This is a genomic window from Variovorax atrisoli 110B, from assembly GCF_000382045.1.
Taxonomy (GTDB): Bacteria; Pseudomonadota; Gammaproteobacteria; order Burkholderiales; family Burkholderiaceae_C; genus Variovorax; species Variovorax atrisoli.
Genome location: NZ_KB907471.1, coordinates 51,678 through 75,704 on the forward strand (window position 1 = coordinate 51,678; position 24,027 = coordinate 75,704).

Below are 24,027 nucleotides of genomic sequence, written 5' to 3' on the forward strand. Positions count from 1 at the left end.
TGGCCACGGTTAATAATTAAGAACTCAGCCCGCCGGCAAATGCCCTGCCCACCCATGGCCGCGCCGCTTCCCTGAAAGCATCATCGATGGCCCTGCCCGCCACCAGCTCCGGCTCCACGCCGGCTTCACATTCCGCCGCCGGCGACCTCGACGCCATGTTCGACCTGGCGCCGGTCTCCCTCTGGATCGAGGACTACGGCGACCTCAAGCGCAAGCTCGACGGCTGGCGCGCCGAGGGCGTCACCGACCTGGTGGCGCACCTGCAGGCCGACCCGCGCCGGGTGAACGAATGCATGGCGCTGCTGAGGGTGCTGCGGGTCAACCAGCACACGCTCAAGCTCTTCGGCGCCGACAGCGAGCAGACCCTGCTGGGCGCGCTCGACCGCGTGTTCCGCGGCGACATGTCGGCCACCGTGGTGCACGAGCTCGACCAGCTCTGGCGCGGCCAGCTCAGCTTCGAGAGCGAGACCGTCAACTACGCGCTCGACGGCCGCCGGCTCGACGTGCGCGTGCGCGCCCGCGTGCTGCCGGGCTACGAGGACAGCTGGAGCCGCGTGCTGGTGGCGCTGGACGACGTCACCGAGCGCGTGGCCGCGCAGCGCCTGCGCGACGAGAGCGCCATCTACGCGCGCAGCCTGTTCGACCGCTCGCCGGTGTCGCTGTGGGTGGAAGACTTCAGCGCGGTGCGCTCGCTGATGGAGACGCTGCGCGCGCGCGGCATCACCGACTTCGCCACCTTCATCAAGGTGCACCCCGACTTCGTCACGCGCTGCATGCAGGAGATCCGCGTCATCGACGTCAACCACGAGACGCTGCGCATGTTCGGCGCACCCAACCTGCAGACGCTGCTGGGCAACCTCTCGCGCATCTTCCGCGACGAGATGCGCGAGTCGTTCGCCGAGCAGCTGCAGGACCTGTGGAACGGCAAGACGGTGCAGCACCGCGAGGTGCTCAACTACTCGCTGTCGGGCGAGGTGCTCAACATCCACATGCAGTTCGCGGTGCAGGACGACCGTCTCGACACCTGGGACCTGGTGCTGGTCTCGCTGGTCGACATCACCGCGCGCAAGAAGGCCGAGGCCTACCTCGAATACCTCGGCAAGCACGACGTGCTCACGCAGCTGTGCAACCGCACCTACTACACCGAGGAGCTCAACCGCCTCTCGCGCAAGGGCCCGTGGCCGGTGTCGATCGTGGCCATCGACCTCAACGGCCTGAAGCAGGTCAACGACCTCGAAGGCCACGCCGCCGGCGACACCCTTCTGCGCCGCATGGGCGAGGTGCTCGACAAGGCCGTCGACCTGCCCGCCTGGCCCGCGCGCATCGGCGGCGACGAGTTCGCGGTGCTGCTGCCCATGACCGACGAACGCGGCGCCGAGGCGATGCGCGAGCGCATCCTCACGCTGCTGGAAATGAACAACCAGTTCCACGCCGGCCAGAGCGGCCACGCGCTGAGCCTGGCCATCGGCTTGGCCACCTGCCACGGCGACGAGCCGCTGGAGGCCGCGCTGCAGCGGGCCGACCGGGCGATGTACGAGGACAAGTCGCGGTATTACCAGACCACACAGGCCGACCGGCGAGCCTCGTAGCCAAGTCCTGCAAATTCGCCGTGCTTCCGTTCTTCCGCAAACACCCCGTAAAGCTGCATCTCAGCGAGGTGCGAGTCCTGCCACGCAAGGACTTCCTGCGTCATCTGGAAGGCGGCTTCTTCGGTAAAGCGCCAGACAACCGGCTCGCCGCCGAATTGAAGGACGTCTTCGCTTACCCGTTCGCCGCCGATGTACCTGCTCCGAGCGATAAGGACTTTGCGATCGATGTTGCCATCGAAGGGCACAGTCGTGGCGGTTGGGGTGACTTGTCGGGCGGCGATCTTGCCTTTCCCATCGTCTGGCGACCCAAAGTCCGCATCAGTGCCCGGGTCTACAACCTGAAGAGCGGACAAAACCGGGCCGTGCTTCGCGTCGTGGAGCGGATGAGCTGGAGCGAATACCTCTCGCTTCTCGGTAGCTGGCGTGTGCAGCTCGGCCTGCGAGCGCCTGCAGACCGGCAGCGCATGCTGAGGCTGGTGCAGACAGCCGGACACAGGCTCAAGTCGAAAATCGAGGACAAGGTCCTGTGAAGTCCTTCACTCCGCCCCCCTCACCCGCTCCAGCACGAAATCGATGAACGTCCGGATCGCCCGCGTGTGCTGGCGGTTCGGCATGTAGAGCATGAACATCTGGGTGCCGAAGATCGAGAGGCGCCAGTCGTCGAGCGTGGTCACCACGTCGCCGCGGCGCACGTCTTCCTGCACCACGTAGTCGGGCACGAGGCCGATGCCCAGGCCGGCGAGGATGGCCTGGCGCAGGAACAGGAAGTTCTCGGAGATCAGCGTCGGCTCCAGGATCACCTCCCGGCGTGTCTCTCCCTGGTAGGCCGACACGCGCAGCTGCCGCCCGATGACGGCGGCGGTGACCACCGGCGCGCCCTGCAGCGCGTCGAGCTGCACCGGCAGCGGGTTCTTCGCGGCGTATTCGCTCGAGGCGCAGGCCACGTAGCGCACCGGCCCCATCGCGCGCGCCACCAGGTTCTGTGGCGGCTCGGGAATCACGCGGATGGCGATGTCGACTTCGTCGCGCAGCAGGTCCTCGATGCGGTTCTCGAACACCACGTCGAGCACGATGCCGGGGTACTGGCGCTTGAAGTCGATCAGCCAGTCGGCCATCACCAGCTGCCCGTAGCCGCTGGGCACGCTCAGGCGCACGCGGCCCTGCAGGCCCTGGCCCAGCGTGGTGACCGATTCGCGCGCCGCCAGCAGCTCGGCCTGGATGGCGATGCCGTGCTGGTACAGGCGCAGGCCGATCTCGGTCGGCTCGGCGCGCCGGGTGGTGCGGCGCACGAGCTGCGCGCCCACCGAGCGCTCGAGCTGGTTCAGGTGGTAGCTGACGTTGGCGCGGGTCATCTTGAGACGCCGCGCGGCCGCGCTCAGGTTGCCGGCGTCGAGGATTTCCACCAACAGGGTGAGCGACTGGAGGTCCATGGGCCGATTGTGTCAAAAATCCTTTGACAGTCTGTCAACCGCCTATGCAATTGTCAAAGCGCGGACACCGGCCAAGAATGCTTGGTTCATCCCAGAGCCTCGGACCCGCACGGTCCGCAACGCGAGAGACAAGCAGCACATGGCCACCAACGACACCTCCAGCCCCTCCACGTCCACCGGTCCCGTCACCTTCGAACGTCTAGGCGACGTGTTCGTGGTGACCATCGACAACCCGCCAGTCAACGCCCTGGGCGTGGACGTGCGCCGCGGCCTCGTGGCCGCCATCGACGCGGCCGAGGCCGACAGCGCGGCCAAGGCGGTGCTGATCGTCGGCGCGGGCCGCAACTTCATCGCGGGTGCCGACATCCGCGAGTTCGGCAAGACGCCGCAGCCGCCCTCGCTGCCCGAGGCCTGCCTGAAGATCGAGAACTGCACCAAGCCGGTGGTCGCGGCCATCCACGGCGCCGCGCTCGGCGGCGGGCTGGAAGTGGCCCTGTCGGCGCACTACCGCATCGCCTCGCCGACCGCCAGGCTGGGCCTGCCCGAAGTGGCGCTGGGCCTGCTGCCCGGCTCGGGCGGCACGCAGCGCGCGCCGCGCCTCATCGGCGTGAAGCCCGCCATCGAACTCATGCTCAGCGGCCGCCATGCGGGCGCGAAGGAAGCGCTGTCGCTCGGCCTCGTCGACCGCCTCGCCACCGAAGCCGACGCCCGCGCCGAAGGCCTCGCCTACGCGAATGAACTGGTCGCAGCCAAGGCCCCGGTGCGCCGCACCCGCGACGCCGGTGCGCTGGCCGACAAGGAAGCCGCCCGCGCCGCGCTCGAAGCCGCCCGCGCCGACACCGCCAAGAAGAGCCGCGGCCTGTTCTCGCCGATGAAGATCGTCGAGGCCGTGGAAGCCGCGCTCACGCTGCCCTTCGACGAAGGGATGGCGCTGGAGCGCAAGCTGTTCCTGCAGTGCATCGACAGCCCCCAGCGCGCCGGCCTGATCCACGCCTTCTTCGCCGAGCGCGAAGTGCTCAAGGCCCCCGAGACCAAGTCGGCCAGCCCCCGCGCGCTGGAGGCGGCCGGCATCGTCGGCGGCGGCACCATGGGCGCGGGCATCGCGGTGGCGATGCTCGACGCCGGCATGCCCGTGACCATGATCGAGCGCGACGACACGCAGCTCGCGCGCGGCCGCGCCAACGTCGAGAAGGTGTACGACGGCCTCATCGCCAAGGGCCGCATGACGCCCGAGGCCAAGGCGGCGGTCATGGCGCGCTTCTCGGGTTCCACGAGCTACGACGCGCTCGCCAATGTCGACATCGTGGTGGAAGCCGTGTTCGAGGACATGGCCGTGAAGAAGGCGGTGTTCGCCGAGCTCGACCGCGTGTGCAAGCGCGGCGCGGTGCTGGCCACCAACACCTCGTACCTCGACATCGACGAGATCGCCGCCAGCATCTCGCGTCCGCAGGACGTGGTGGGCCTGCACTTCTTCTCGCCCGCCAACATCATGAAGCTGCTGGAGATCGTGGTGCCCGCCAAGGTGAGCGCCGACGTGGTCGCCACCGGCTTCGAGCTCGCGAAGAAGCTCAAGAAGGTGCCGGTGCGCGCCGGCGTGTGCGACGGCTTCATCGGCAACCGCATCCTGGCCGTGTACCGCCAGGCCGCCGACCACATGATGGAAGACGGCGCATCGCCCTACGACATCGACGCCGCCGTGCGCAACTTCGGCTACCCGATGGGTCCCTTCCAGGTGTCCGACCTCGCGGGCGGCGACATCGGCTGGGCCACGCGCAAGCGCAAGGCCGCCACGCGCGATCCGAAGGCTCGCTACGTGCAGATCGCCGACCGCATCTGCGAGCGCGGCTGGTTCGGCCAGAAGACGCAGCGCGGCTACTACCTCTACCCCGAGGGCGCCCGCACCGGCCAGCCCGACCCCGAGGTGCTGGCCATCATCGACGCCGAGCGCGAGCGCGCAGGCATCAAGCCGCGCGCCTTCACCGAGGAAGAAATCATGCGCCGCTACATGGCCGCGATGATCAACGAGGGCGCCAACGTCGTGCTGCAGCGCATCGCGCTGCGCCCGCTCGACGTGGACGTGACCTTCCTCTACGGCTACGGCTTCCCGCGCCACCGCGGCGGCCCGATGAAGTACGCCGACACCGTGGGCCTGCCCAAGGTGCTGGCCGACATCCAGGAGTTCGCGAAGGAAGACCCGGTCTTCTGGAAGCCCTCGCCGCTGCTGGTGCAGCTGGTCGAGCGCGGCGCCGACTTCGCGAGCCTCAACCAATCCGAGTAATCACAGACAGAGCCAGCCGTCCAGGAGACACCCCCATGCGTGAAGCCGTCATCGTTTCCACCGCCCGCACCCCGCTCACCAAGGCGCACCGCGGCGAATTCAACATCACCCCCGGCCCCACGCTGGCCGCCTTCGCCGTGAAGGCGGCGGTGGAGCGCTCGGGCCTCGACCCCGCGCTGATCGAGGACGCCATCCTCGGCTGCGGCTACCCCGAAGGCACCACGGGCCGCAATATCGCGCGCCAGGCCATCATCCGCGCGGGCCTGCCGATCTCCATCGCCGGCACCACGGTCAACCGCTTCTGCGCCTCGGGCCTGCAGGCCATCGCCATGGCCGCGGGCCGCATCGTGGTGGACGGCGCGCCGGCCATGATCGCGGGCGGCGTCGAAAGCATCTCGCAGATCCGCACCCGCAGCGCCACCGATGCAGGCGACAGCGGCATGGACCCGTGGATCGTCGAGCACAAGCCCGAGCTGTACATGGCGATGATCGAGACCGCCGACATCGTCGCCAAGCGCTACAACATCAGCCGCGAGGCGCAGGACCGCTTCTCGGCCGAGAGCCAGCGCCGCACCGAAGAGGCGCAGATCGCCGGCCGCTACAAGGACGAGATCATTGCCTGCACCACCACGATGGCCGTCACTGACAAGGAGACGAAGGAAGTCACCTACCGCGAAGTGACCGCCACCGAAGACAACTGCAACCGCCGCGGCACCACCTACGAGGCGCTCGCCAAGCTCAAGCCCGTGATGGGCGAGGACAAGTTCATCACCGCCGGCAACGCCTCGCAGCTGTCGGACGGCGCATCGGCCTGCGTGCTGATGGAGGCAAAGGAAGCCGAGCGCGCCAACATCAAGCCGCTGGGCGCCTTCCGCGGCCTCGCGGTGGCCGGCTGCGAACCCGACGAGATGGGCATCGGCCCGGTGTTCGCGGTGCCCAAGCTGCTCGCGCGCCACGGCCTCAAGGTGCAGGACATCGGCCTGTGGGAGCTCAACGAGGCCTTCGCCTCGCAGTCGATCTACTGCCAGGACAAGCTGGGCATTCCCTCGGAACTGCTCAACGTGAACGGCGGCGCGATCTCCATCGGCCACCCCTTCGGCATGACCGGCGCGCGTCTCGCGGGCCACGTGCTCATCGAAGGCAAGCGCCGCGGCGCGAAGTACGCCGTGGTCACGATGTGCATCGCCGGCGGCATGGGCGCTGCCGGTCTCTTTGAAATCTATTGAGGAGCCCGCGATGGACCTGAACTTCACGACCGAAGAAGAAGCCTTCCGCAGCGAAGTGCGTGCCTTCCTGGCCGCCAAGCTGCCGGTGCGGCTGTCCGAGAAAGTGCGCAGCGGCAAGATCCTCGAGAAGGCCGACATGCAGGAATGGCACGCCATCCTCAACGAGCGCGGCTGGCTGGCCAACCACTGGCCCGAGCAGTACGGCGGACCGGGCTGGACGGCGGTGGAGAAGTTCATCTTCGAGAACGAATGCGCGCTGGCCTTCGCGCCGCGCATCGTGCCCTTCGGCGTGAACATGCTCGGCCCGGTGCTCATCAAGTACGGCAACGAGGCGCAGAAGAAGCACTGGCTGCCGCGCATCCTCAATGGCGCCGACTGGTGGTGCCAGGGCTATTCGGAACCCGGTGCGGGCTCCGACCTCGCTGCAGTGAAGACCACCGCCGTGCGCGGCATCGACGCGCAGGGCGACCACTTCATCGTGAACGGCCAGAAGACCTGGACCACGCTGGGCCAGCACGCCAACATGATCTTCTGCCTAGTGCGCACCAACCGCGAGGCGAAGAAGCAGGAAGGCATCAGCTTCCTGCTGATCGACATGACCTCCCCCGGCGTGGAAGTGCGCCCGATCATCACGCTCGACGGCGAGCATGAGGTGAACGAGGTGTTCTTCTCCGACGTGCGCGTGCCCGCCGAGAACCTCGTGGGCGAGGAGAACAAGGGCTGGACTTGCGCCAAATACCTGCTGACCTACGAGCGCACCAACATCGCGGGCGTGGGCTTCTCGGTGGCCGCGCTCGAACAGCTGAAGGGCATCGCCGCCACGCAGACCAAGAACGGCAAGCCGCTGGCCGACGACCCGGCCTTCGCGGCGCGCATGGCCCGCGTCGAGATCGACCTGGAGAACATGAAGACCACCAACCTGCGCGTGATCGCGGCGGTGGCAGGCGGCGGCGTGCCCGGCGCGGAAAGCTCGATGCTGAAGATCCGCGGCACGGAAATCCGCCAGGAAATTTCTTCGCTGGCCCGCCGCGCGATGGGCGTCTATGGCCGCCCCTTCATCGCCGAGGCGCTGAAGGACGGCTACACCGGCGAGACCTTCGGGCCGCCTTACGCATCGGCCGCCGCCTCGCGCTACTTCAACAACCGCAAGCTGTCGATCTTCGGCGGCTCCAATGAGATCCAGAAAAACATCATCTCCAAGATGATCCTCGGCCTGTGATGGCTCTCCCCCAGGCTTGCCCACTCCGTGTGGCCGCCACCCCCTTCCGGGGGCAACGCCAGCGGCCCGGCAAAGCCGGTTCCGCGGCGTTCCTGGAATCACCCTTTGATAGCCGCACTTTTTCATGCGACGCGTGTCTTGGCAGATGCGCAGGAGACTTGAAATGAATTTCGAACACACCGAAGACCGGCGCATGCTCGCCGACAGCCTGAACCGCTTCATCAGCGAGCAGTACGCCTTCGACGCGCGCGACCGCATCGCGAAGTCGGAGCACGGGTTCAGCAAGGAAATCTTCCAGCAGTTCGCCGAGCTGGGCGTGATCGGCGCGCTCTTCAGCGAAGCCGATGGCGGCTTCGGCGGCGGCGGCTTCGACATCGCCGTGGTCTTCGAGGCGCTGGGCCGCGGCCTGGTGGTCGAGCCGCTGCTGGGCGCGGTGATGGTCGGCGAGGCGATCAGCGCCGCTGGCACCGCCGCGCAGAAAGAGAAGCTCGGCGACATCATCAACGGCGCAGTCGTCGCCGCCTTCGCGCACGACGAGGCCGACACGCACTACGAGCGCACGCGCGTGGCGACCAAGGCCGAGCGCAGCAACAACGGCAGCGACAGCGGCTGGGTGCTGCAAGGCGCCAAGGCCGTGGTGCCGCAGGGCGAGCAGGCAGACCTGTTCCTGGTCTCGGCCCGCACCTCGGGCAACGTGGACGACGAAGCCGGCATCTCGCTCTTCCTCGTGCCCGCGAAGACGGCCGGCCTCACGGTGCGCGGCTGCCCCGCCATCGACGGCGGCCGCGTCGCCGAACTCTCCTTCGACGGCGTGAAGCTGGGCACCGACGCGCTGCTCGGCGCCGAAGGCCAGGGCCATGCCACGCTGGAGCGTGCCATCGGCCGCGGCGTGCTCGCGCTGTGCGCCGAAGCGCTGGGCGCGATGGAAGCCGCCAAGGCCGCGACGCTCGACTACCTGCGCACGCGCAAGCAGTTCGGCACGCTGATCGGCAGCTTCCAGGCGCTGCAGCACCGCATGGCCGACCTGCTGCTGGAGATCGAACAGGCCCGCTCGGCCGTCATCAACGCGGCAGCCGCCATCGACACCGGCGACCGCCTGACGCGCGAGCGTGCGCTGTCGGCCGCCAAGTTCAGCATCGGCCGCATCGGCGCGCTGGTGGCGCAGGAGAGCATCCAGATGCACGGCGGCATCGGCATGACCTGGGAGCTGCCGCTGCCCCACTACGCCAAGCGCCTCGTGATGATCGACCACCAGCTCGGCGACGAAGACCATCACCTGCAGCGCTACATCGCCCTGGGCAAGGAATCCGGCAAGGAGGTCGCAGCATGAGCACCGACAACAAGACGATCCTGATCTCGCAGGAGGGTGCGGTGCGCATCCTCACCAACAGCAACCCCGCCTCGCGCAATGCGATCACGCCCACGCTGTACGCCGAGCTCTCGGCCGCGCTGGCCGACGCACAGGCCGACCCCGAAACGGGCGCCATCGTCTTCACCGGCGCGGGCGACTTCTTCTGCTCGGGCGGCGACCTCAACCTGCTGGCCAAGCGCCGCGAGCTGCCGGCATCGGAACGCCGCCAGATCCTCGAAGGGCTCAACAACCTGATCCGCGCGCTGCGCGACTGCAGCAAGCCGGTGATCGCAGCCGTCGAGGGCGGTGCCGCGGGCGCGGGCCTGTCGATGGCGCTGGCCTGCGACATGCTGGTGTCGGCGCGCGACGCCTTCTTCACCGTGGCCTACGTCAAGGTCGGCCTCACGCCCGACGGCGGCGCCACGGCCTTCCTCTCGGAGTTCGTCTCGCGCCAGGTGCTCACCGAGATGTGCCTCACCGGCGACCGCATGCCGGCCGAGCGCCTGCACGCGCTGGGCGCGGTCAACCGCCTCACCGACAAGGGCGCCGCGCTGGCAGAGGCCATCGCGCTCGCGGCCAAGGTAGCCAACGGGCCGGAACGCGCCAGCGCCCGCATCAAGTCGCTGTGCCGCCAGGCGCACCGCGCCACGCTCGAAGAGCAGCTCGACGCCGAGGCCGTGTTCATGGTCGAGTCGCAGGCGGACGCCGAGGCGGCCGAAGGCATCGGCGCCTTCCTGGGCAAGCGCAAGGCCGACTTCGCGGCGCTGCGCGGCCGGAAGCAGGGCGCATCCTGACGCGGGCCGCCCTACCCGTCCTTTCGCCTCGCACGACGCATGCACCGTGCGGGGCTTTCTCGTTTCCAGGGAGCTGATCTCATGCCTTTGCCCCATTCATCGCTGCCGCTTGCCGGCGTGCGCGTTCTCGATCTGTCCCGCATCCTCGCGGGCCCCTGGTGCGGCATGGTGCTGGCCGACATGGGCGCCGAAGTCATCAAGGTGGAGCACCCGGGCCGCGGCGACGACACCCGAGACTGGGGCCTGCGCGTAGGCAAGACCGAGACCGCCTACTTCAACAGCGTGAACCGCAACAAGCGCTCCGTCACGCTCGACCTGCAGACGCCCGAGGGCCAGCAGCTCGCGCGCGATCTCGCCAGGCAGTGCGACGTGGTGATCCAGAACTTCAAGTTCGGCGGCATCGACAAGCTGGGCCTGGGCTACGAGCAGCTCAGCAAGGAGAACCCGCGCCTCGTCTACTGCTCGATCTCGGGCTACGACCGCACCGGCCCCGAGGCCGCGCGCCCCGGCTACGACCTCGTGGTGCAGGGCGAGGCCGGCCTGATGGCGCTCAACGGCGAGGCGAACCAGCCGCCGCTGAAGTTCGGCGTGGCCGCCGTCGACCTGTTCACCGGCATGTACTCGGCGCAGGCCATCCTCGCGGCGCTCTACCAGCGCGAGAAAACCGGCAAGGGCCGGCACGTGGAGATGGCGCTCTTCGACTGCGGCCTGATGATCACCGCCTACTACGGCCTCGAAGCCCTGCTCATGGGCGAAGACCCGCCGCGCTACGGCAACTCGCATCCGTCGATCGTTCCCTACGGCGTGTTCGACGCGGCCGACGGCCCGCTGGTCATCACCGTGGGCAACAACGCGCAGTTCGCGCGCTTCTGTACCGAGGTGATCGAGCGGCCCGACCTCGCGGCCGACGAGCGCTTCAAGACCAACATCCTGCGCTCGGCCAACCGCGCCGCGCTGCTGCCCGAACTGCACGCCGAACTCGCGAAGCGCCAGCGCGCCGACCTGCTCGAAAAGCTCACCGCTGCAGGCATTCCCTGCGGCGAGGTGCTGGGGCTGCTGGAGGCGCTGAAGTCGCCGCGCGCCACGCAGGGCGGCCTCGTGACCTCGCAGCCGCATCCGGTGGCAGGCACGGTCGACGTGCTCGCGCCGCCCTACCGCTTCGATGGCGAGCGCCTGCCGGTGCGCAGCGCGCCGCCCACGCTGGGCGAAGGCACGCACGACGTGCTGCAGTCGCTGCTCGGCCTGTCCGACGACAGGCTCGCGGCGCTCAAGAGCAGCGGCGTGGTCTGAAGAGCAGCCACGCCCTCCGTTTCTCTCTTTCTGTTTCTCGTTTTTTCCGTTTCCCGTTTTCCCTGAAGTAGTCGAAGTCCATGGCATTCCCCGCTTTCCGTTCCCTCCGCAGTCCCCTTCGCCGTGCACTCCTTGCCCTGGCCCTTCCGCTCGCCGCCGGCGCCGCCTTCGCGCAGGCCTGGCCCGCCAAGCCGATCACGCTGATCGTGCCCTTCCCTCCCGGCGGCCCCACCGACGTGGCATCGCGCATCGTGGCGCAGAAGATGTCGGGCGCGCTCGGCCAGAGCATCGTCATCGACAACCGCAGCGGCGCATCGGGCACCGTGGGCGCTGCTGCCGCCGCGCGCGCACCGGCCGACGGCTACACCTTCGTGATGCTGGCCACGCCCACGCTGCTGGCCTCGCACCTCTACGGCCCCACCGGCTACGACATCTTCAAGAACTTCACGCCCGTGGGCTCGGTGTACGACCTGCCGATCGTGCTGGTGGTCAACCCCAAGTCGCTGCCCGACGTGAACGGCGTGCAAGACCTCATCGCCAAGGCCAAGGCCGAGGGCGGCAAGCTCAACTACACCAGCGCAGGCGCCGGCAGCTTCGGCCACCTGACGACCGAGCAGCTCAAGACCATCGGCAAGTTCGACATGCAGCACGTGCCCTACCGCGGCAGCTCGCCGGCCGTGACCGACCTGATCGGCGGTCAGGTGCCCGCGATGTTCTCCGACCTCGTGGGCGTGCTGCCGCACATCAAGTCGGGCAAGCTGCGCGCCATCGCGGTCGGCTCCGGCCAGCGCGTGAGCCTGCTGCCCGACGTGAAGACGGTGGCCGAGCAGGGCTTCCCCGGCTTCGACGCCACCTCGTGGGGCGGCCTGCTGGCGCCCGTGGGCACGCCGAAGGAGGTCATCGACCGCATGAGCGCCGAGCTGAAGAAGGCGCTGGCCGACAAGGAAGTGCAGGAAAAGCTCCAGGGCGTAGGCACCTTCGCGGCCTACCGCACGCCGGGGCAGACGGGTGTTCGCATGAAGGAAGACTTCGAGCGCTGGGGCAAGGTCATCCGCGACAACCACATCACGAACCAGTAGAACGCACAGGTCCGCAGGGCGACCAAACCAAGGAGACAGACATGACGCAGAAGCAGAAATACGAGAACGACTACGGCACCCCGGTGAGCGCGCCGTTCCGCCCCGCGTTGCCCGTGCGCAGCCTCGCCGACATCCGCAAGCTCGAGGAGACGCCGCTGGAGCAGGCGCTCACGGTGCGCAGCACCTACGAGATCTTCCGCAACGCGGGCCATGCCTTCGGCGACAAGACCGCGCTGACCTTCCTGCGCACCGGCAACCCGGCCGACGAGCCGATCCGCTGGTCGTATGCCGAGCTGCTCGCGCGCATCCACCAGACCGCCAACATGCTGCATGCGCTGGGCGTGGGGCCGGACGACGCCGTCGCCGTGCTGCTGCCCGGCTGCCTGGAGTACCACCTCGCGCTGTGGGGCGGCGAGGCGGCCGGCATCGTGCAGCCGCTGAACCCGCTGCTCACCGACGAGAAGCTGGTCGCGCTGATGACCGCCGGCCGCGCCAAGGTGCTGATCGCCTACGGCTCCGATGCCGAATCGGGCATGTGGTCGAAGGCCATGCGCCTGCGCGGCCAGGTGCCCACGCTCACCACCGTGCTGCGCGTGGCGCCGCACGACGAGGCGCCCGGCGCGGCCGGTGCACTGCCCGAAGGAGTCGCCGAGTTCGACGTGCTGCGCGCCGCGCAACCCGACGACCGCCTCGTGAGCGGCCGCGACATCGCGCCTGCCGACATCGCCGCCTACTTCCACACCGGCGGCACCACCGGCGCACCCAAGCTGGCGCGCCACAGCCACGGCGCGCAGGTGTTCACCGCCTGGGCCAGCGTGCAGGTCGCGGGCATGAACGAGAACGGCATCTCCATCAATGGATATCCGCTGTTCCATGTGGCGGGCGTGCTGCCGGCGTCGCTGTCGTCGCTGTCGGCGGGCGTGGAAGTGATCATTCCCACGCCCTCGCTGCTGCGCAACAAGGAGGTGCTGGCCAACTACTGGAAGCTGGTGGCCAAGTACCGCCCGACCTCGCTGTCGGCCGTGCCCACCGTGCTCGCGGCGCTGGCCAACGTGCCGCTGGACGGCGCGGACATCTCGTCGATCACCTACTGCCGCACCGGCGCCGCCGTGCTCGCGCCCGAGCTGGCCGCACGCTTCGAGCGCCTGTTCGGCCTGCACGTGCACGAGAGCCTGGGCATGACGGAGATGGCCGGCATCTCGACCATCACGCCGCCCGGCGTGAACGGGCCCGCGGGCTGCGTCGGCTTTAGGCTGCCCTACATGCAGATGCGCGTGGTGGCGCTCGACGAGAACGGCAACGCGACCGACCGCGAGATGCGGCGCGGCCAGCAGGGCATGGTGCTCTTCAAGTCGCCCAACGTGTTCTCGGGCTTCGTCGACCCTGCGGACAACGCCAAGGCCTTCACCACCGACGGCTGGCTCGCCACCGGTGACCTGGGCTGGATCGACGACGAGGAACGGCTCAACCTCACCGGCCGCTCGAAGGACCTCATCATCCGCAGCGGCCACAACATCGACCCCAAGACCATCGAGGACGCGCTGGGCGCGCACCCCGCCGTGCAGCTGTGCGCCGCAGTGGGAGCGCCTGATGCCTACGCGGGCGAGCTGCCCGTGATCTTCGCGACGCTGGTGCCCGGCGCCTCGGCGACCGAAGAAGAGCTGCTGGCCTTCACCTCCGCGCGCGTGGACGAGGCCCCGGCCCGGCCCAAGTGGGTGTCGGTGATCGCGACCATGCCGATGACCAACGTCGGAAAGATCTACAAGCCCGAGCTGCGCGCGATGGCCGCGCTGCAGGTGGTGAACGCCGCCGTCGCTGAAGCCTGCGCCCAGCTGGGGGTGCCCGAGGCCGCACGCCCCGTCGTGAAGACCGAGGGTGAGAGCCTCGTGCTCGTGCAGATCGACGGCGCTGCGGCGGGCACGCTGGCCGCGCCGCTGCAGGAGCGGCTGCACAAGGCGCTGGAGCCCCTGCCCTTCAAGACGCGCATCGCAACGCAGTGACGGAGTAACGGCGAGCCGACGATTTTTTGAAACCAAGACCGAGAGACAGAGACAAGCCATGACGACCTTCCGCCTTCCGAACCGCCGCGCCCTGCTGTGCGCCGCCGCTTCCGCCGCCACGCTGTGCGCGCTGCTCCCCGCTCAGGCGCAGGCGCAGGCGCAGGCCCCCTACCCCAACAAGCCCATCCGCATGGTCGTGCCCTTCGCAGCAGGCGGCGCCACCGACGTGCTCGCACGCGTGATCGGCCAGAAGATGTCGGCCGGCATGGGCCAGCCCGTCATCATCGACAACAAGCCCGGCGCGGCCGGCATCATCGGCACCGACGCGGTCGCCAAGTCGGCGCCAGACGGCTACACCATCGTGCTGGGCCTGAGCAACTCGCTCATGACCAACGAGTTCCTCTACGAGAAGCTGCCCTACGACACCGCGCGCGACCTCACGCTGGTCTACCAGATCGCGGCGGCGCCGCTGGTGCTGGTGGTGCACCCCAGCGTGCCGGCCAAGACCGGACCCGAGCTGCTGAAGTACGTCGTCGCCAACAAGGGCAAGGTGGCCTATGGCTCCTACGGCATCGGCGCCTACCCGCACCTGGCCGGCGCGCACATGAGCCTGGCGACGCAGTCGGACATGAGCCACGTCGCCTACAAGGGCGAGGCGCCGATGATGCAGGACCTGATCGGTGGCCAGATCCAGATGGCGTACGCCAGTGCGCTGGTAGCCAAGCCGCACATCGATTCCGGAAAGATCCGCGCCATCGGCGTGAGCGGCGAGCGCCGCATGAGCACGCTGCCCAACGTGCCCACGCTGGCCGAGCAGGGCCTGAAGGACGAGGCCTACCGCGTGACCGGCTGGCTCGCCATTGCGGCGCCCGCGAAGACGCCCAAGCCCATCGTGGACCGCATCGCCGAGGAAGTGCGCAAGGCCACGCAGCAGCCCGACGTGCGCGAGCGCATCGCGGCCATGGGCTTCGAGATCAAGGAAAGCTCGCCCGAGCTCTTCGCCACCGCCTGGAAGGCGGAGCGCCCCGTGTGGGAGCGCCTCATCAAGCAATCGGGCGCCAAGCTCGAGTGAGCCCTGCGCTCGCCCATTCATTTCTTCTTCATTCAAAGGAACAGCCATGAAGGTTCTGGTGCCCGTCAAACGGGTCGTCGATTACAACGTGAAGGTGCGCGTGAAGAGCGACGGCACCGGAGTGGACATTGCCAACGTCAAGATGAGCATGAACCCCTTCGACGAGATCGCCGTTGAAGAAGCGGTGCGGCTGAAGGAAAAGGGCGTGGTCACCGAAGTGATCGCCGTCTCCTGCGGCGACGCCAAGAGCCAGGAAACCCTGCGCACCGCCATGGCCATCGGCGCCGACCGCGGCATCCTGGTGGAAACCACTGAAGAACTGCAGCCCCTGGCGGTCGCCAAGCTGCTGAAGGCGCTGGTCGACAAGGAGCAGCCCCAGTTGGTCATCCTGGGCAAGCAGGCCATCGATGACGATGCCAACCAGACCGGCCAGATGCTGGCTGCGCTGGCTGATCTGCCGCAAGCCACGTTCGCCTCCAAGGTCGAAGTCGCAGGCGACAAAGCCACGGTGACCCGTGAAGTCGACGGCGGCCTGGAGACCGTGGCGCTCACGCTGCCCGCAGTCATCACCACCGACCTGCGCCTGAACGAGCCGCGCTACGTGACGCTGCCCAACATCATGAAGGCCAAGAAGAAGCAGCTCGACACGGTCAAGCCGGAGGACCTGGGCGTCGATGTGAAGCCTCGCCTCAAGACCCTGAAGGTCGCGGAACCGCCGAAGCGCGGTGCCGGCATCAAGGTGCCCGACGTCGCCACCTTGGTGGACAAGCTGAAGAACGAAGCCAAAGTCATTTGACTCGCCCCCGGGCTTCGCGCACTTCGTGTCGCTACGCCAACCCCCTACCGGGGGCAACACCTGCGGCCCGGCAAAGCCGGTTCCGCGGTGTTCCCCGAAAAGCCTCGTTGAATTGCGTGCCGCAAATTGCCGCACAGGAGAAATGAAATGACCGCACTCGTCATTGCAGAACACGACCACGCCAGCATCAAGCCGGCCACCCTCAACACCGTGACCGCAGCCCTGGCCTGCGGCGGCAACGTCCACGTGCTCGTGGCCGGCGCCAATGCCGCTGAAGCGGCCAAGGCGGCTGCCCAGATCGCTGGTGTCTCCAAAGTCATCGCAGCCGACAGCCCGAGCCTGGCTGAAAACCTCGCCGAGAACGTCGCAGCCCAGGTGCTCGCGATCGCCGGCAGCTACAGCCACATCCTGTTCCCCTCGACCGCTAACGGCAAGAACGTCGCTCCGCGCGTGGCCGCCAAGCTCGACGTGGCGCAGATCAGCGACATCACGGCCGTGGTGAGCGCCGACACCTTCGAGCGTCCGATCTACGCGGGCAACGCGATTGCCACCGTGCAGAGCAGCGACGCGACCAAGGTCATCACCGTTCGCACGACCGGTTTCGATGCCGCAGCAGCCACGGGTGGCAGCGCAGCCGTCGAATCGGCAGCAGGCGTGGCAGACAGCGGCAAGAGCAGCTTCGTGGGCCGCGAAGTCACCAAGAGCGAGCGCCCTGAGCTGACGGCAGCCAAGATCATCGTCTCGGGCGGCCGTGCGCTGGGCAGCGCCGAGAAGTTCACCGAAGTGATGGCACCCCTGGCCGACAAGCTCAACGCAGGCCTCGGCGCCAGCCGCGCAGCCGTCGATGCGGGCTACGCCCCCAACGACTGGCAAGTCGGCCAGACGGGCAAGATCGTTGCCCCCCAGCTCTACATCGCAGCGGGCATCTCGGGCGCGATCCAGCATCTGGCCGGCATGAAGGACTCCAAGGTGATCGTGGCGATCAACAAGGACGAAGAAGCACCGATCTTCTCGGTGGCCGACTACGGCCTCGTGGCCGACCTGTTCACGGCCGTGCCGGAACTGGTGAAGGCGCTGTAAGCGAGAGGCCGCGACGATGAAGACCCGCATCACCGAACTGCTGGGCATCCGCTACCCGATCATCCAGGGCGGCATGCAATGGGTGGGCCGCGCCGAACTGGCGTCGGCCGTGTCGAACGCCGGGGGCCTCGGCATCGTCACCGCGCTCACGCAGCCCACTCCCGACGACCTGCGCCGCGAGATCGAGCGCACGCGCACGATGACCGACAAGCCCTTCGGCGTGAACCTCACGATCCTGCCGGCGGTGAAGCCGCCGCCCTATGCGGAGTACGTGCAGGCCATCATCGACAGCGGCGTGAAGATCGTCGAGACCGCGGGCAACAGCCCGAAGGACTTCATCGCGGCGCTGAAGGAGCACGGCGTGAAGATCGTCCACAAGTGCACCTCGGTGCGCCATGCGCTCTCGGCCGAGCGCAACGGCGTCGATGCGGTGTCGGTGGACGGCTTCGAGTGCGCGGGTCATCCGGGCGAAGACGACGTGCCCGGCCTGGTGCTGCTGCCGGTGGCGGCGCGCAAGCTGCGCATTCCGATCATCGCGTCGAGCGGCATCGCCGACGGGCGCGGCATGGCGGCAGCACTGGCACTGGGCGCCGAGGGCATCAACATGGGCACGCGCTTCTGCGTGACCAAGGAGGCGCCGATCCACGACAACATCAAGCAGGCGCTGGTGGAGGCGACCGAGCGCGACACCAAGCTGATGTTCCGCACCCTGCACAACACGGCGCGCGTGTTCCGCAACGCCATCTCCGAAGAAGTGGTGGCCACCGAGAACCGGCCGGGCGGCTGCGAGTTCGAGGACGTGCGCCCGCTGGTGGCCGGTGCGCGCGGACGTGCGGCGCTGGAGTCTGGCGAGGTGCACAACGGCGTGGTCTCGGCCGGGCAGTGCATCGGGCTGATCGACGACATTCCGACTTGCGCGGAACTGCTGGAACGCATGGTGCGCGAGTGCCGCGAGCATCTGGACCGGGCTCGGGGCTGGATGGACTGAAGCCCTCCGCTCATTCGCATCCGGGGGCGCTCAGGCCGACGGGGTACCTTGCTCCGCGAATGTCCCCCGGCCTTCGGCCTCCTCCTTAATTTCGCTGCGCAAGGCACCCCGTCGGCCTGAGCGTTGAGCGCCGCTATTGCCTCCGTTCACCGGCACAGCGCGGCCTCATGGGGTCTTCGCACAGGGCGTTGCGGAAGCTGCATTAGTTGGCAGTCTGCGCGACTTCGTGCTGTGGCAGCGGCTTCTTCGCCGGCTTCTTCTCTAGAGTGAATGCCCCTGTCACTCGATGCCCCGCCAAGGGGAGCAGAAAGGCCCGCACACCAATCCACCACCCAGATGTTTGAAGGCTGCTTGCCTCGCGGCAGGTTGTCGGTGCGAAAGCGCTGATGCAAATGCGAGGTATCAAAAGGCGACGGCCAGGGTGTTACGAGCACCCCAGCCGTCTAACCAAGTTCGTGCAATCGCCTTAGAAAGGAACGCACAAAAATGGCTACCAAGACTATAGCCCGGCCAACTACGCCGGTTGCTTCCGCAGAAACCGCCCAAGACCCGGCGGATCTTCTTGAAAACACCCTTACTCAGCTTGAAGCTCTACTGTGGGTCTGCCACGGCGAAGAGATCGACTGGTGCAGCGGGGACGGGCCTCGGCAATTGAACAATCTGCTTTGGCTTGCGGCTGAGATGGCTCGCAAGGCTGGAGAACTATTTCAGCTAAGCGAGAAGGCGCGGCGTGGGGCGCCTGGGGCTGGCGGGTAGGGGCTGGGCTGCGGGTTTCGCGGCCCCCTGGAGAACGGGGCTGAGACTTCGTAATGGAGGGCTCAGCTCGGTTGAGGTTTGTGGGGGAAGGCTCGGTAGCAGCGACCTGTTCCATGCAGATCGGATCGCTCTTTTGGTTGGGGCTGGAAATTTTTCCGAAGCAGGACCTTTCGTTCATGCTGGAAAAGTCTGACCATGTGGAAATCGGACCCTTGGTATGCTGAACACGCTGCGCCAGGTTGGCTCAGTCCCTGGCCGACCGCCAAGCACGGACATTCACGAGGGTCCGATCGAAAGCCGCTTCGTCAACAACAAGGGCACTGAATCAGCGTTGGAACCATGCTCAAATGTTGGGCAGGAACCGTTAGCCCCACACTACTTTTGCCTTCACGCCGATGACTCCTGTCCGCATCTCGCTGGTTACGCTGGGTAGCCTAAAGCAACCGGTCGACGTTCGATTTTTGAGTCACTGGGGCAGCGAGATTCTCACGATTAGGCACGGCGATTCTGTCGCCCATCTTCAAGATTCCGAAGGAGACGAATGGAGCTACACAGACAGGCAGCTTGAGAGATTGCTAGCGCCCGCTACCGAAGCGGAAATTACGCTCGGCTTGATCAATGCCCCCTTAGAAGACAACTTCTATCTCCGCAGATTGCCGAAAAACGTCGTCGTGCTCTCGTTGCACGAGATGGCAGAGATCGTCCAGTACGAGAACTTTTCGCTGGAGACTTTTATATTACGGATAGGGTACGAGTTAGCAGTTCTCTTCAAAGCTGAGGGAAGAATCCCTGCCACCGGGGAATACAGCTGGACCCATGATGACATCCGAGGATGCCTCTTTGATATGTGCTCCAGTAAGGGGGACATAGTTTTCTCACTTCATCGGCCCTGTCTTTGTGACATCTGCCGGGCGCGAGTGCTCCAGAAGTGCGTAGACATTAAGTTGCTTCCTCAGTTGCACAAAGAGCTACGCAGAATTCACAAGACACTTTTCTACCGACTTACCGACTGGATCAAAATCCACCCGATCCTCACACTGATGCTCACTACCCTCCTCGCCTTCGCTGTTAATTTGGCCTCAAGTGTGGTTTTCGAGAAGGCGAAAAGAGCATGGCCTTGGCTAGGCTAGATGCAGTTGCTCTGAGCCCAAAGCTCTTGCTGACGAGCCGTTCGACACGGACGTGCAGTCGCGTTGCACCAGGTTCATAGTGCCCTCCTCGATTACGATGAGGCTGACAGCATTTCCGTGAGCCCCCGCATATCTCTAGGCCTGTTTAAAGGGCTCGGACGATAGACGTACCTCATTTCATTTCCTAGAGATGACGAAAGAATCTTCAGCTGATCTTGATCTCAAAGATCACGAGACGGGTCTACTGGACTTGCTCGACTCCTTGAAACATCTGGAGCGCAAGTTCAACCTTGAAAATCGCTTCAACCTCTTCGAAGCCATCAACATGGCACGGCAAGAGGTTCGGCACTCGCGATTTTTAGCCTTCTTGCTGGATCCTTCGAACCCTCACGGACTGGCCGATCGCTTTCTTCGCGCGATCCTTTCCGCTGCAATCGGAGAGCATCCGACTCCTCACATCTCGCGGCTGGACGCGGCGATTGCAGATCTCAGCGGAAGCTCCGTCCACTGCGAAAGAGACCATTTCGATGTGACCGTCGAAATCCCCTCGCTTCGATTACTTTTCGTCATCGAGAACAAGGTTGATGCGTCTGAGCATAAAGGGCAACTTGCGAAGTACAGGGTACGCGCCGAGGCTCGCTATCGGAACACCCGATTCCTGGGATGCTTCCTGACGCCGGACGGCTACGAAGGCGAGGACGACCAGTGGGGGGCAATGAGCTATGCGACGGTTGCAACAGAGCTCAAGCAGGTGATCGAAGACGCCTCCCCTTCCTCCGAGGTCCAGATCGCCGTCCAGCACTACATTCAGCTAATTGAAAGAAGAATTGTGGCCTCTCAAGCACTCATTGACGCGTGTCGGAGTATTTATGCACAGCACCGGTCGGCTCTCGACCTCATCTTCGAGCACGGACACGTGTCGGGACTCGATCAGGCTTACGAAATGTTTGCCACCGAAGTGCAGCCTGCCACGCTGAGAAAGACTGCATCCCGCTCAACCACCTTGTTCTTCGTATACGAGAGCTGGCTGAAGATTAACAGCTATCCCCAGGCTGACAGGAAACGGTGGACATCCACATTTCCTGTGCTTCTCTGGTTTGAGGTGCTCAACAAAAAGATGATTCTTCGTGTCGAGGTCGGCCCTTTTTTCGATCCAACATTGGACAGAGCCAAATTCCTGAAGCGTTTCCCAGAGAATTGGATTGACCGCAAGGTGAAAAGTGGCGGGAAAGGCGTCTTTACCCGCATCAAGAGGGCCTCCGTCTCCATCCCAGAAGATGCCACGAGCGAGGATCTATGCGAAGCGATGAAAAAGCTCTGGGCCGACGCGAAACCATGGAATGTCGAGAACATCGTGCGCACGGTCATCGAAAGCGTTCAAATAGACGCAGCGACTTCGGCCCCCCCCACCTCCGAAGCAAACCTACTCTGAGAGTAGGCTACGCAGCGGTTGCTGTCTTTGACATTGCCACACTAGACAGCGCAGTTCAATCAAAAGCTGTCGGTCGGCATCGACGCGGACACTGTGTATGCGTCCGGCAAGCTCAACTTAGTCCTGAGGTGACTGCGACGATCACCTAGTCCCTTGGACTGTCATGTCATAAGAGCGGTTGCTGCAAGACCTGCTAGCCCTTTGAGCGTGTCGAACGCGATCCCTACACCACGCTCCTTGCTGACTTCCTTGATCTTTTCCCACATCTTCTTCTCTCGGATCGTATCGAGCAGGTCTGCTCCTGGCATCGTCAGCTCTGGACTCTTCAAGTAACGCCCCTCGCTGAGCGTCTGATACTTGATGCCTTTCAGGTAACCCATTTCTTCCAGCATCAACGCATGGCGAGCGCGATCCGCTTCCGGGTCTCCGCTGCTGTATGGCTGGAAGAAAACGAACTCCTCAGTCTGCTTCACGTCGAGCGCTTCTACTTCGAGAAGCACCGACCGCATAATGTCCCAATCTCTTCTCATTCGAGCTGCCCTTTGAGGTACCCGCCCTGGCCACACTTCAGCTCGCTTCTGTCGATGAGTTTTCCTTGGAACTGGAAATCGCTATCTACGCGAACGATGAGCAAATTTTCGAAGTTCCCCTGACTCTTGACGAGCACATGGTCGTTAGCTTTCTCAGGCGAAACTGTCTTCACCTCGACAAGCTTTCCGGTAATCGTGCCGTCATGGCCGGGTGAGTGGGTGGCGTGGCGGCAAAGCCCGAACCTGATCTCTGCGTAGAGTTCCCCAAGCTCACTCCATACCTGTAGATATCCGCCTGTGTTTTCGGAGTGGCGCGCAGCGCAGTCAACCAAGTCTCGAAAAATCTCTGTTTGCTCAAGCACGCTGAAAGGAAAGCCCTCTCTGCTCTGGAACGGCTTAACGGGACGGGCGTCATCCTCTGGCTCGTCCTTAAGCTGATCATCGATCCACTCTTTGTCGACGTACTTCCACTCCCAAGGCGTGACTCCGCAAGCAACAGCATCAGCTACGTCTTCTGCGCTGTAGCCGCGCTGATTCATCTCGTAGAGAAATTCCCAGTCACTCATATGTTCCCTCGATGCTCGACTGCTAGATGAGACGAGCAAGCTCCATTTGCTTTTCGTACTCTGATCGCATGCTGACAATGGCGGCTCGCGCCCGCATCGACATTTCGTGACTCTGCTTCTCCAAGCGCGAAACATCACCGTCAAGTTGAACATCGCCTCGGGCTAGCGCCATGACCTTGTTGATTTGGACCATCAACTTGTCCTGTGCCTCGATTAAGAACTCTTGATAGGCCTCACGACGCTCGGCGATTCGCACGGATACCTTAAGCAGTAAGTCGCTTGCAGACCTCCTATTCGCCTCATGCGCTTTGAAGTCCTGTTGCAAAAGTTCGTTCAGCTTAGTCCAAGTCTCTTCCTTGTGCAGGTATTCGGCCGCCGCCTCGTGTTCGCCGATTTGCTGCAATGCCTTGTCACGCTGGAGCGTCGACTCAACCACCTGATCATTCAAAATGCTGTAGTGACGCCTCAACGATCGGATCGCTTCAGCTTTGCCTCGAGCCAGCCAGGCCATCTCGTTGACTTGAGAGAAGAATTCCCGAACCTGATACGCCGACTCGGCCTCACCCCAAACCCACAGCTTGTTCACGCTGGCACTCATAACCGCAATTTCGGTGAAGGTTATTTCCTTCTCGAGGTCACCCTCAGGCAAGCTAGCGATCAATCCTTGCACCTTTTGATAGTCCGCAAGGATCCCGCTGTAGATCTCCTGCCGGGCTTTCGTGACGCGATCAAGCCTCGCGCGTTCATGTTCAGCTTTGATCTCACGTTCTTGCCGCTCCCTGTCATCGGCAAGCTGCCTGTCCTGCGATTCCCTGCTGAACTTCAACTGCTTGTTGGTATTCCAGATGGTCACCAGTACAGCTATCGCTGGAACGACTGCCGCCCAGAAGGCCGGGTCGACGTACCAGTCCTTATCCTTTTTCCCATCCTGCAACTGAACGGTGATCGCGTTATACGCCGGGGTTACAGGCATCGTCACGGAATACGGTGTACTTGGTCCGGGGATAGATGCTGATGCTCCCTGCGCGGGAGCAGAGGCGACGGGCAAAGGGCTGGTAACGACAGTGGTGTTCATGGCCGCACCATTTTGCCCACGGTGTTCTTTAAAGAGCCAGAGAGAAATCGTTTACGAACTAGGGAAGGTCTGATCAAGAGCACGTTTCTTGCATGAAGGATTGACCCTGTAAAAGGAGCACGAGCGATGAGCCAGATCAGTTTTGCGGATGCGGAGCAAGCGGGCAAGAGGAAGAAGACGAGGCGCGAAGTCTTCCTTGGCGAGATGGAGCTGGTGGTGCCGTGGAAGGCGCTGCTCAAGGTCATCGAACCCCACTATCCAGTGGCTGGCCGAGGCCGTCGGCCCTACCCGTTGCAAGCCATGCTGCGCGTGCACCTCATGCAGAACTGGTTCGCGCTGAGCGATC

At 65.1% G+C, this 24,027-nt stretch carries 21 protein-coding genes; 17 read left to right on the forward strand and 4 right to left on the reverse strand.

Going from position 1 to position 24,027, the window contains the following annotated elements; genetic code table 11:
• Nucleotides 1-86: 86 nt before the first annotated feature.
• Together G369_RS0133200 and G369_RS0133205 are read left to right on the forward strand one after the other, a co-directional pair.
• Entirely contained in the window at nt 87-1,589 is a 1,503-nt protein-coding gene (locus tag G369_RS0133200; protein ID WP_019658386.1) for a sensor domain-containing diguanylate cyclase, read from the forward strand.
• A gap of 20 nt (nt 1,590-1,609) precedes the next feature.
• Nucleotides 1,610-2,119 carry a hypothetical protein gene (locus G369_RS0133205; protein ID WP_019658387.1) on the forward strand — a complete coding sequence of 170 codons (510 nt, stop codon included), beginning with the start codon at nt 1,610-1,612 and terminating at the stop codon, nt 2,117-2,119.
• Nucleotides 2,120-2,125: 6 nt separating this feature from the next.
• Here the strand turns inward: G369_RS0133205 and G369_RS0133210 are convergent, their stop codons facing one another.
• Complete coding sequence (locus tag G369_RS0133210; RefSeq protein WP_019658388.1) at nt 2,126-3,019, reverse strand: LysR family transcriptional regulator; 894 nt, start codon at nt 3,017-3,019, stop codon at nt 2,126-2,128.
• A gap of 139 nt (nt 3,020-3,158) precedes the next feature.
• On the opposite strand from G369_RS0133210, the gene G369_RS0133215 reads away from it, so the two are divergent.
• From G369_RS0133215 to G369_RS0133285, 14 genes are all read left to right on the forward strand, one after another.
• Nucleotides 3,159-5,297 (forward strand): 3-hydroxyacyl-CoA dehydrogenase NAD-binding domain-containing protein, encoded by a 2,139-nt coding sequence (locus G369_RS0133215; RefSeq protein WP_019658389.1) that lies wholly within the window; start codon nt 3,159-3,161, stop codon nt 5,295-5,297.
• 35 nt (nt 5,298-5,332) lie between these two features.
• Nucleotides 5,333-6,523, forward strand: a complete 1,191-nt coding sequence (locus tag G369_RS0133220) for an acetyl-CoA C-acyltransferase (RefSeq protein ID WP_019658390.1) — start codon at nt 5,333-5,335, stop codon at nt 6,521-6,523.
• Nucleotides 6,524-6,533: 10 nt separating this feature from the next.
• Nucleotides 6,534-7,742 (forward strand): acyl-CoA dehydrogenase family protein, encoded by a 1,209-nt coding sequence (locus G369_RS0133225; protein WP_019658391.1) that lies wholly within the window; start codon nt 6,534-6,536, stop codon nt 7,740-7,742.
• 163 nt (nt 7,743-7,905) lie between these two features.
• On the forward strand, nt 7,906-9,072 hold the full coding sequence (locus tag G369_RS0133230; protein WP_019658392.1) for an acyl-CoA dehydrogenase family protein: 1,167 nt from the start codon (nt 7,906-7,908) through the stop codon (nt 9,070-9,072).
• Nucleotides 9,069-9,887, forward strand: a complete 819-nt coding sequence (locus tag G369_RS0133235; protein ID WP_019658393.1) for an oxepin-CoA hydrolase, alternative type — start codon at nt 9,069-9,071, stop codon at nt 9,885-9,887. The genes G369_RS0133230 and G369_RS0133235 overlap by 4 nt, the downstream gene beginning before the upstream one ends.
• 81 nt (nt 9,888-9,968) lie before the next feature.
• Entirely contained in the window at nt 9,969-11,177 is a 1,209-nt protein-coding gene (locus G369_RS0133240) for a CaiB/BaiF CoA transferase family protein (RefSeq protein ID WP_019658394.1), read from the forward strand.
• Nucleotides 11,178-11,257: 80 nt separating this feature from the next.
• Nucleotides 11,258-12,256, forward strand: a complete 999-nt coding sequence (locus G369_RS0133245; RefSeq protein ID WP_019658395.1) for a Bug family tripartite tricarboxylate transporter substrate binding protein — start codon at nt 11,258-11,260, stop codon at nt 12,254-12,256.
• A gap of 113 nt (nt 12,257-12,369) precedes the next feature.
• Nucleotides 12,370-14,256, forward strand: coding sequence for an acyl-CoA synthetase (locus G369_RS0133250; RefSeq protein ID WP_418150721.1), 1,887 nt, complete (start codon nt 12,370-12,372; stop codon nt 14,254-14,256).
• Nucleotides 14,257-14,314: 58 nt separating this feature from the next.
• Nucleotides 14,315-15,328 carry a Bug family tripartite tricarboxylate transporter substrate binding protein gene (locus tag G369_RS0133255; RefSeq protein ID WP_019658397.1) on the forward strand — a complete coding sequence of 338 codons (1,014 nt, stop codon included), beginning with the start codon at nt 14,315-14,317 and terminating at the stop codon, nt 15,326-15,328.
• 46 nt (nt 15,329-15,374) lie between these two features.
• Nucleotides 15,375-16,124 carry an electron transfer flavoprotein subunit beta/FixA family protein gene (locus G369_RS0133260; RefSeq protein WP_019658398.1) on the forward strand — a complete coding sequence of 250 codons (750 nt, stop codon included), beginning with the start codon at nt 15,375-15,377 and terminating at the stop codon, nt 16,122-16,124.
• Nucleotides 16,125-16,271: 147 nt separating this feature from the next.
• The gene (locus G369_RS0133265) at nt 16,272-17,204 is read left to right on the forward strand and encodes an electron transfer flavoprotein subunit alpha/FixB family protein (RefSeq protein WP_019658399.1); all 933 of its coding nucleotides are present in this window, start codon (nt 16,272-16,274) and stop codon (nt 17,202-17,204) included.
• Nucleotides 17,205-17,220: 16 nt separating this feature from the next.
• Nucleotides 17,221-18,192 (forward strand): NAD(P)H-dependent flavin oxidoreductase, encoded by a 972-nt coding sequence (locus tag G369_RS0133270; protein WP_019658400.1) that lies wholly within the window; start codon nt 17,221-17,223, stop codon nt 18,190-18,192.
• A 1,151-nt stretch (nt 18,193-19,343) separates the two neighbouring features.
• Nucleotides 19,344-20,078 (forward strand): hypothetical protein, encoded by a 735-nt coding sequence (locus tag G369_RS0133280; protein ID WP_019658402.1) that lies wholly within the window; start codon nt 19,344-19,346, stop codon nt 20,076-20,078.
• Nucleotides 20,079-20,268: 190 nt separating this feature from the next.
• Complete coding sequence (locus G369_RS0133285) at nt 20,269-21,510, forward strand: PDDEXK-like family protein (protein WP_019658403.1); 1,242 nt, start codon at nt 20,269-20,271, stop codon at nt 21,508-21,510.
• A gap of 161 nt (nt 21,511-21,671) precedes the next feature.
• On the opposite strand, the gene G369_RS0133290 is transcribed toward G369_RS0133285, so the two are convergent.
• The 3 genes from G369_RS0133290 to G369_RS0133300 are packed head-to-tail and all read right to left on the reverse strand — an operon-like array spanning nt 21,672 to nt 23,681.
• Entirely contained in the window at nt 21,672-22,040 is a 369-nt protein-coding gene (locus G369_RS0133290; RefSeq protein ID WP_080647968.1) for a DUF2513 domain-containing protein, read from the reverse strand.
• Nucleotides 22,037-22,606, reverse strand: a complete 570-nt coding sequence (locus tag G369_RS0133295; RefSeq protein ID WP_019658405.1) for a hypothetical protein — start codon at nt 22,604-22,606, stop codon at nt 22,037-22,039. The genes G369_RS0133290 and G369_RS0133295 overlap by 4 nt, the downstream gene beginning before the upstream one ends.
• Before the next feature lie 22 nt (nt 22,607-22,628).
• The gene (locus G369_RS0133300; RefSeq protein WP_157773856.1) at nt 22,629-23,681 is read right to left on the reverse strand and encodes a hypothetical protein; all 1,053 of its coding nucleotides are present in this window, start codon (nt 23,679-23,681) and stop codon (nt 22,629-22,631) included.
• Between the two features lie 126 nt (nt 23,682-23,807).
• Between G369_RS0133300 and G369_RS0133305 the strand changes: the two genes are divergently transcribed.
• Nucleotides 23,808-24,027 (forward strand): IS5/IS1182 family transposase (locus tag G369_RS0133305; RefSeq protein ID WP_019658407.1); only part of this gene is annotated, 220 nt, incomplete at its 3' end.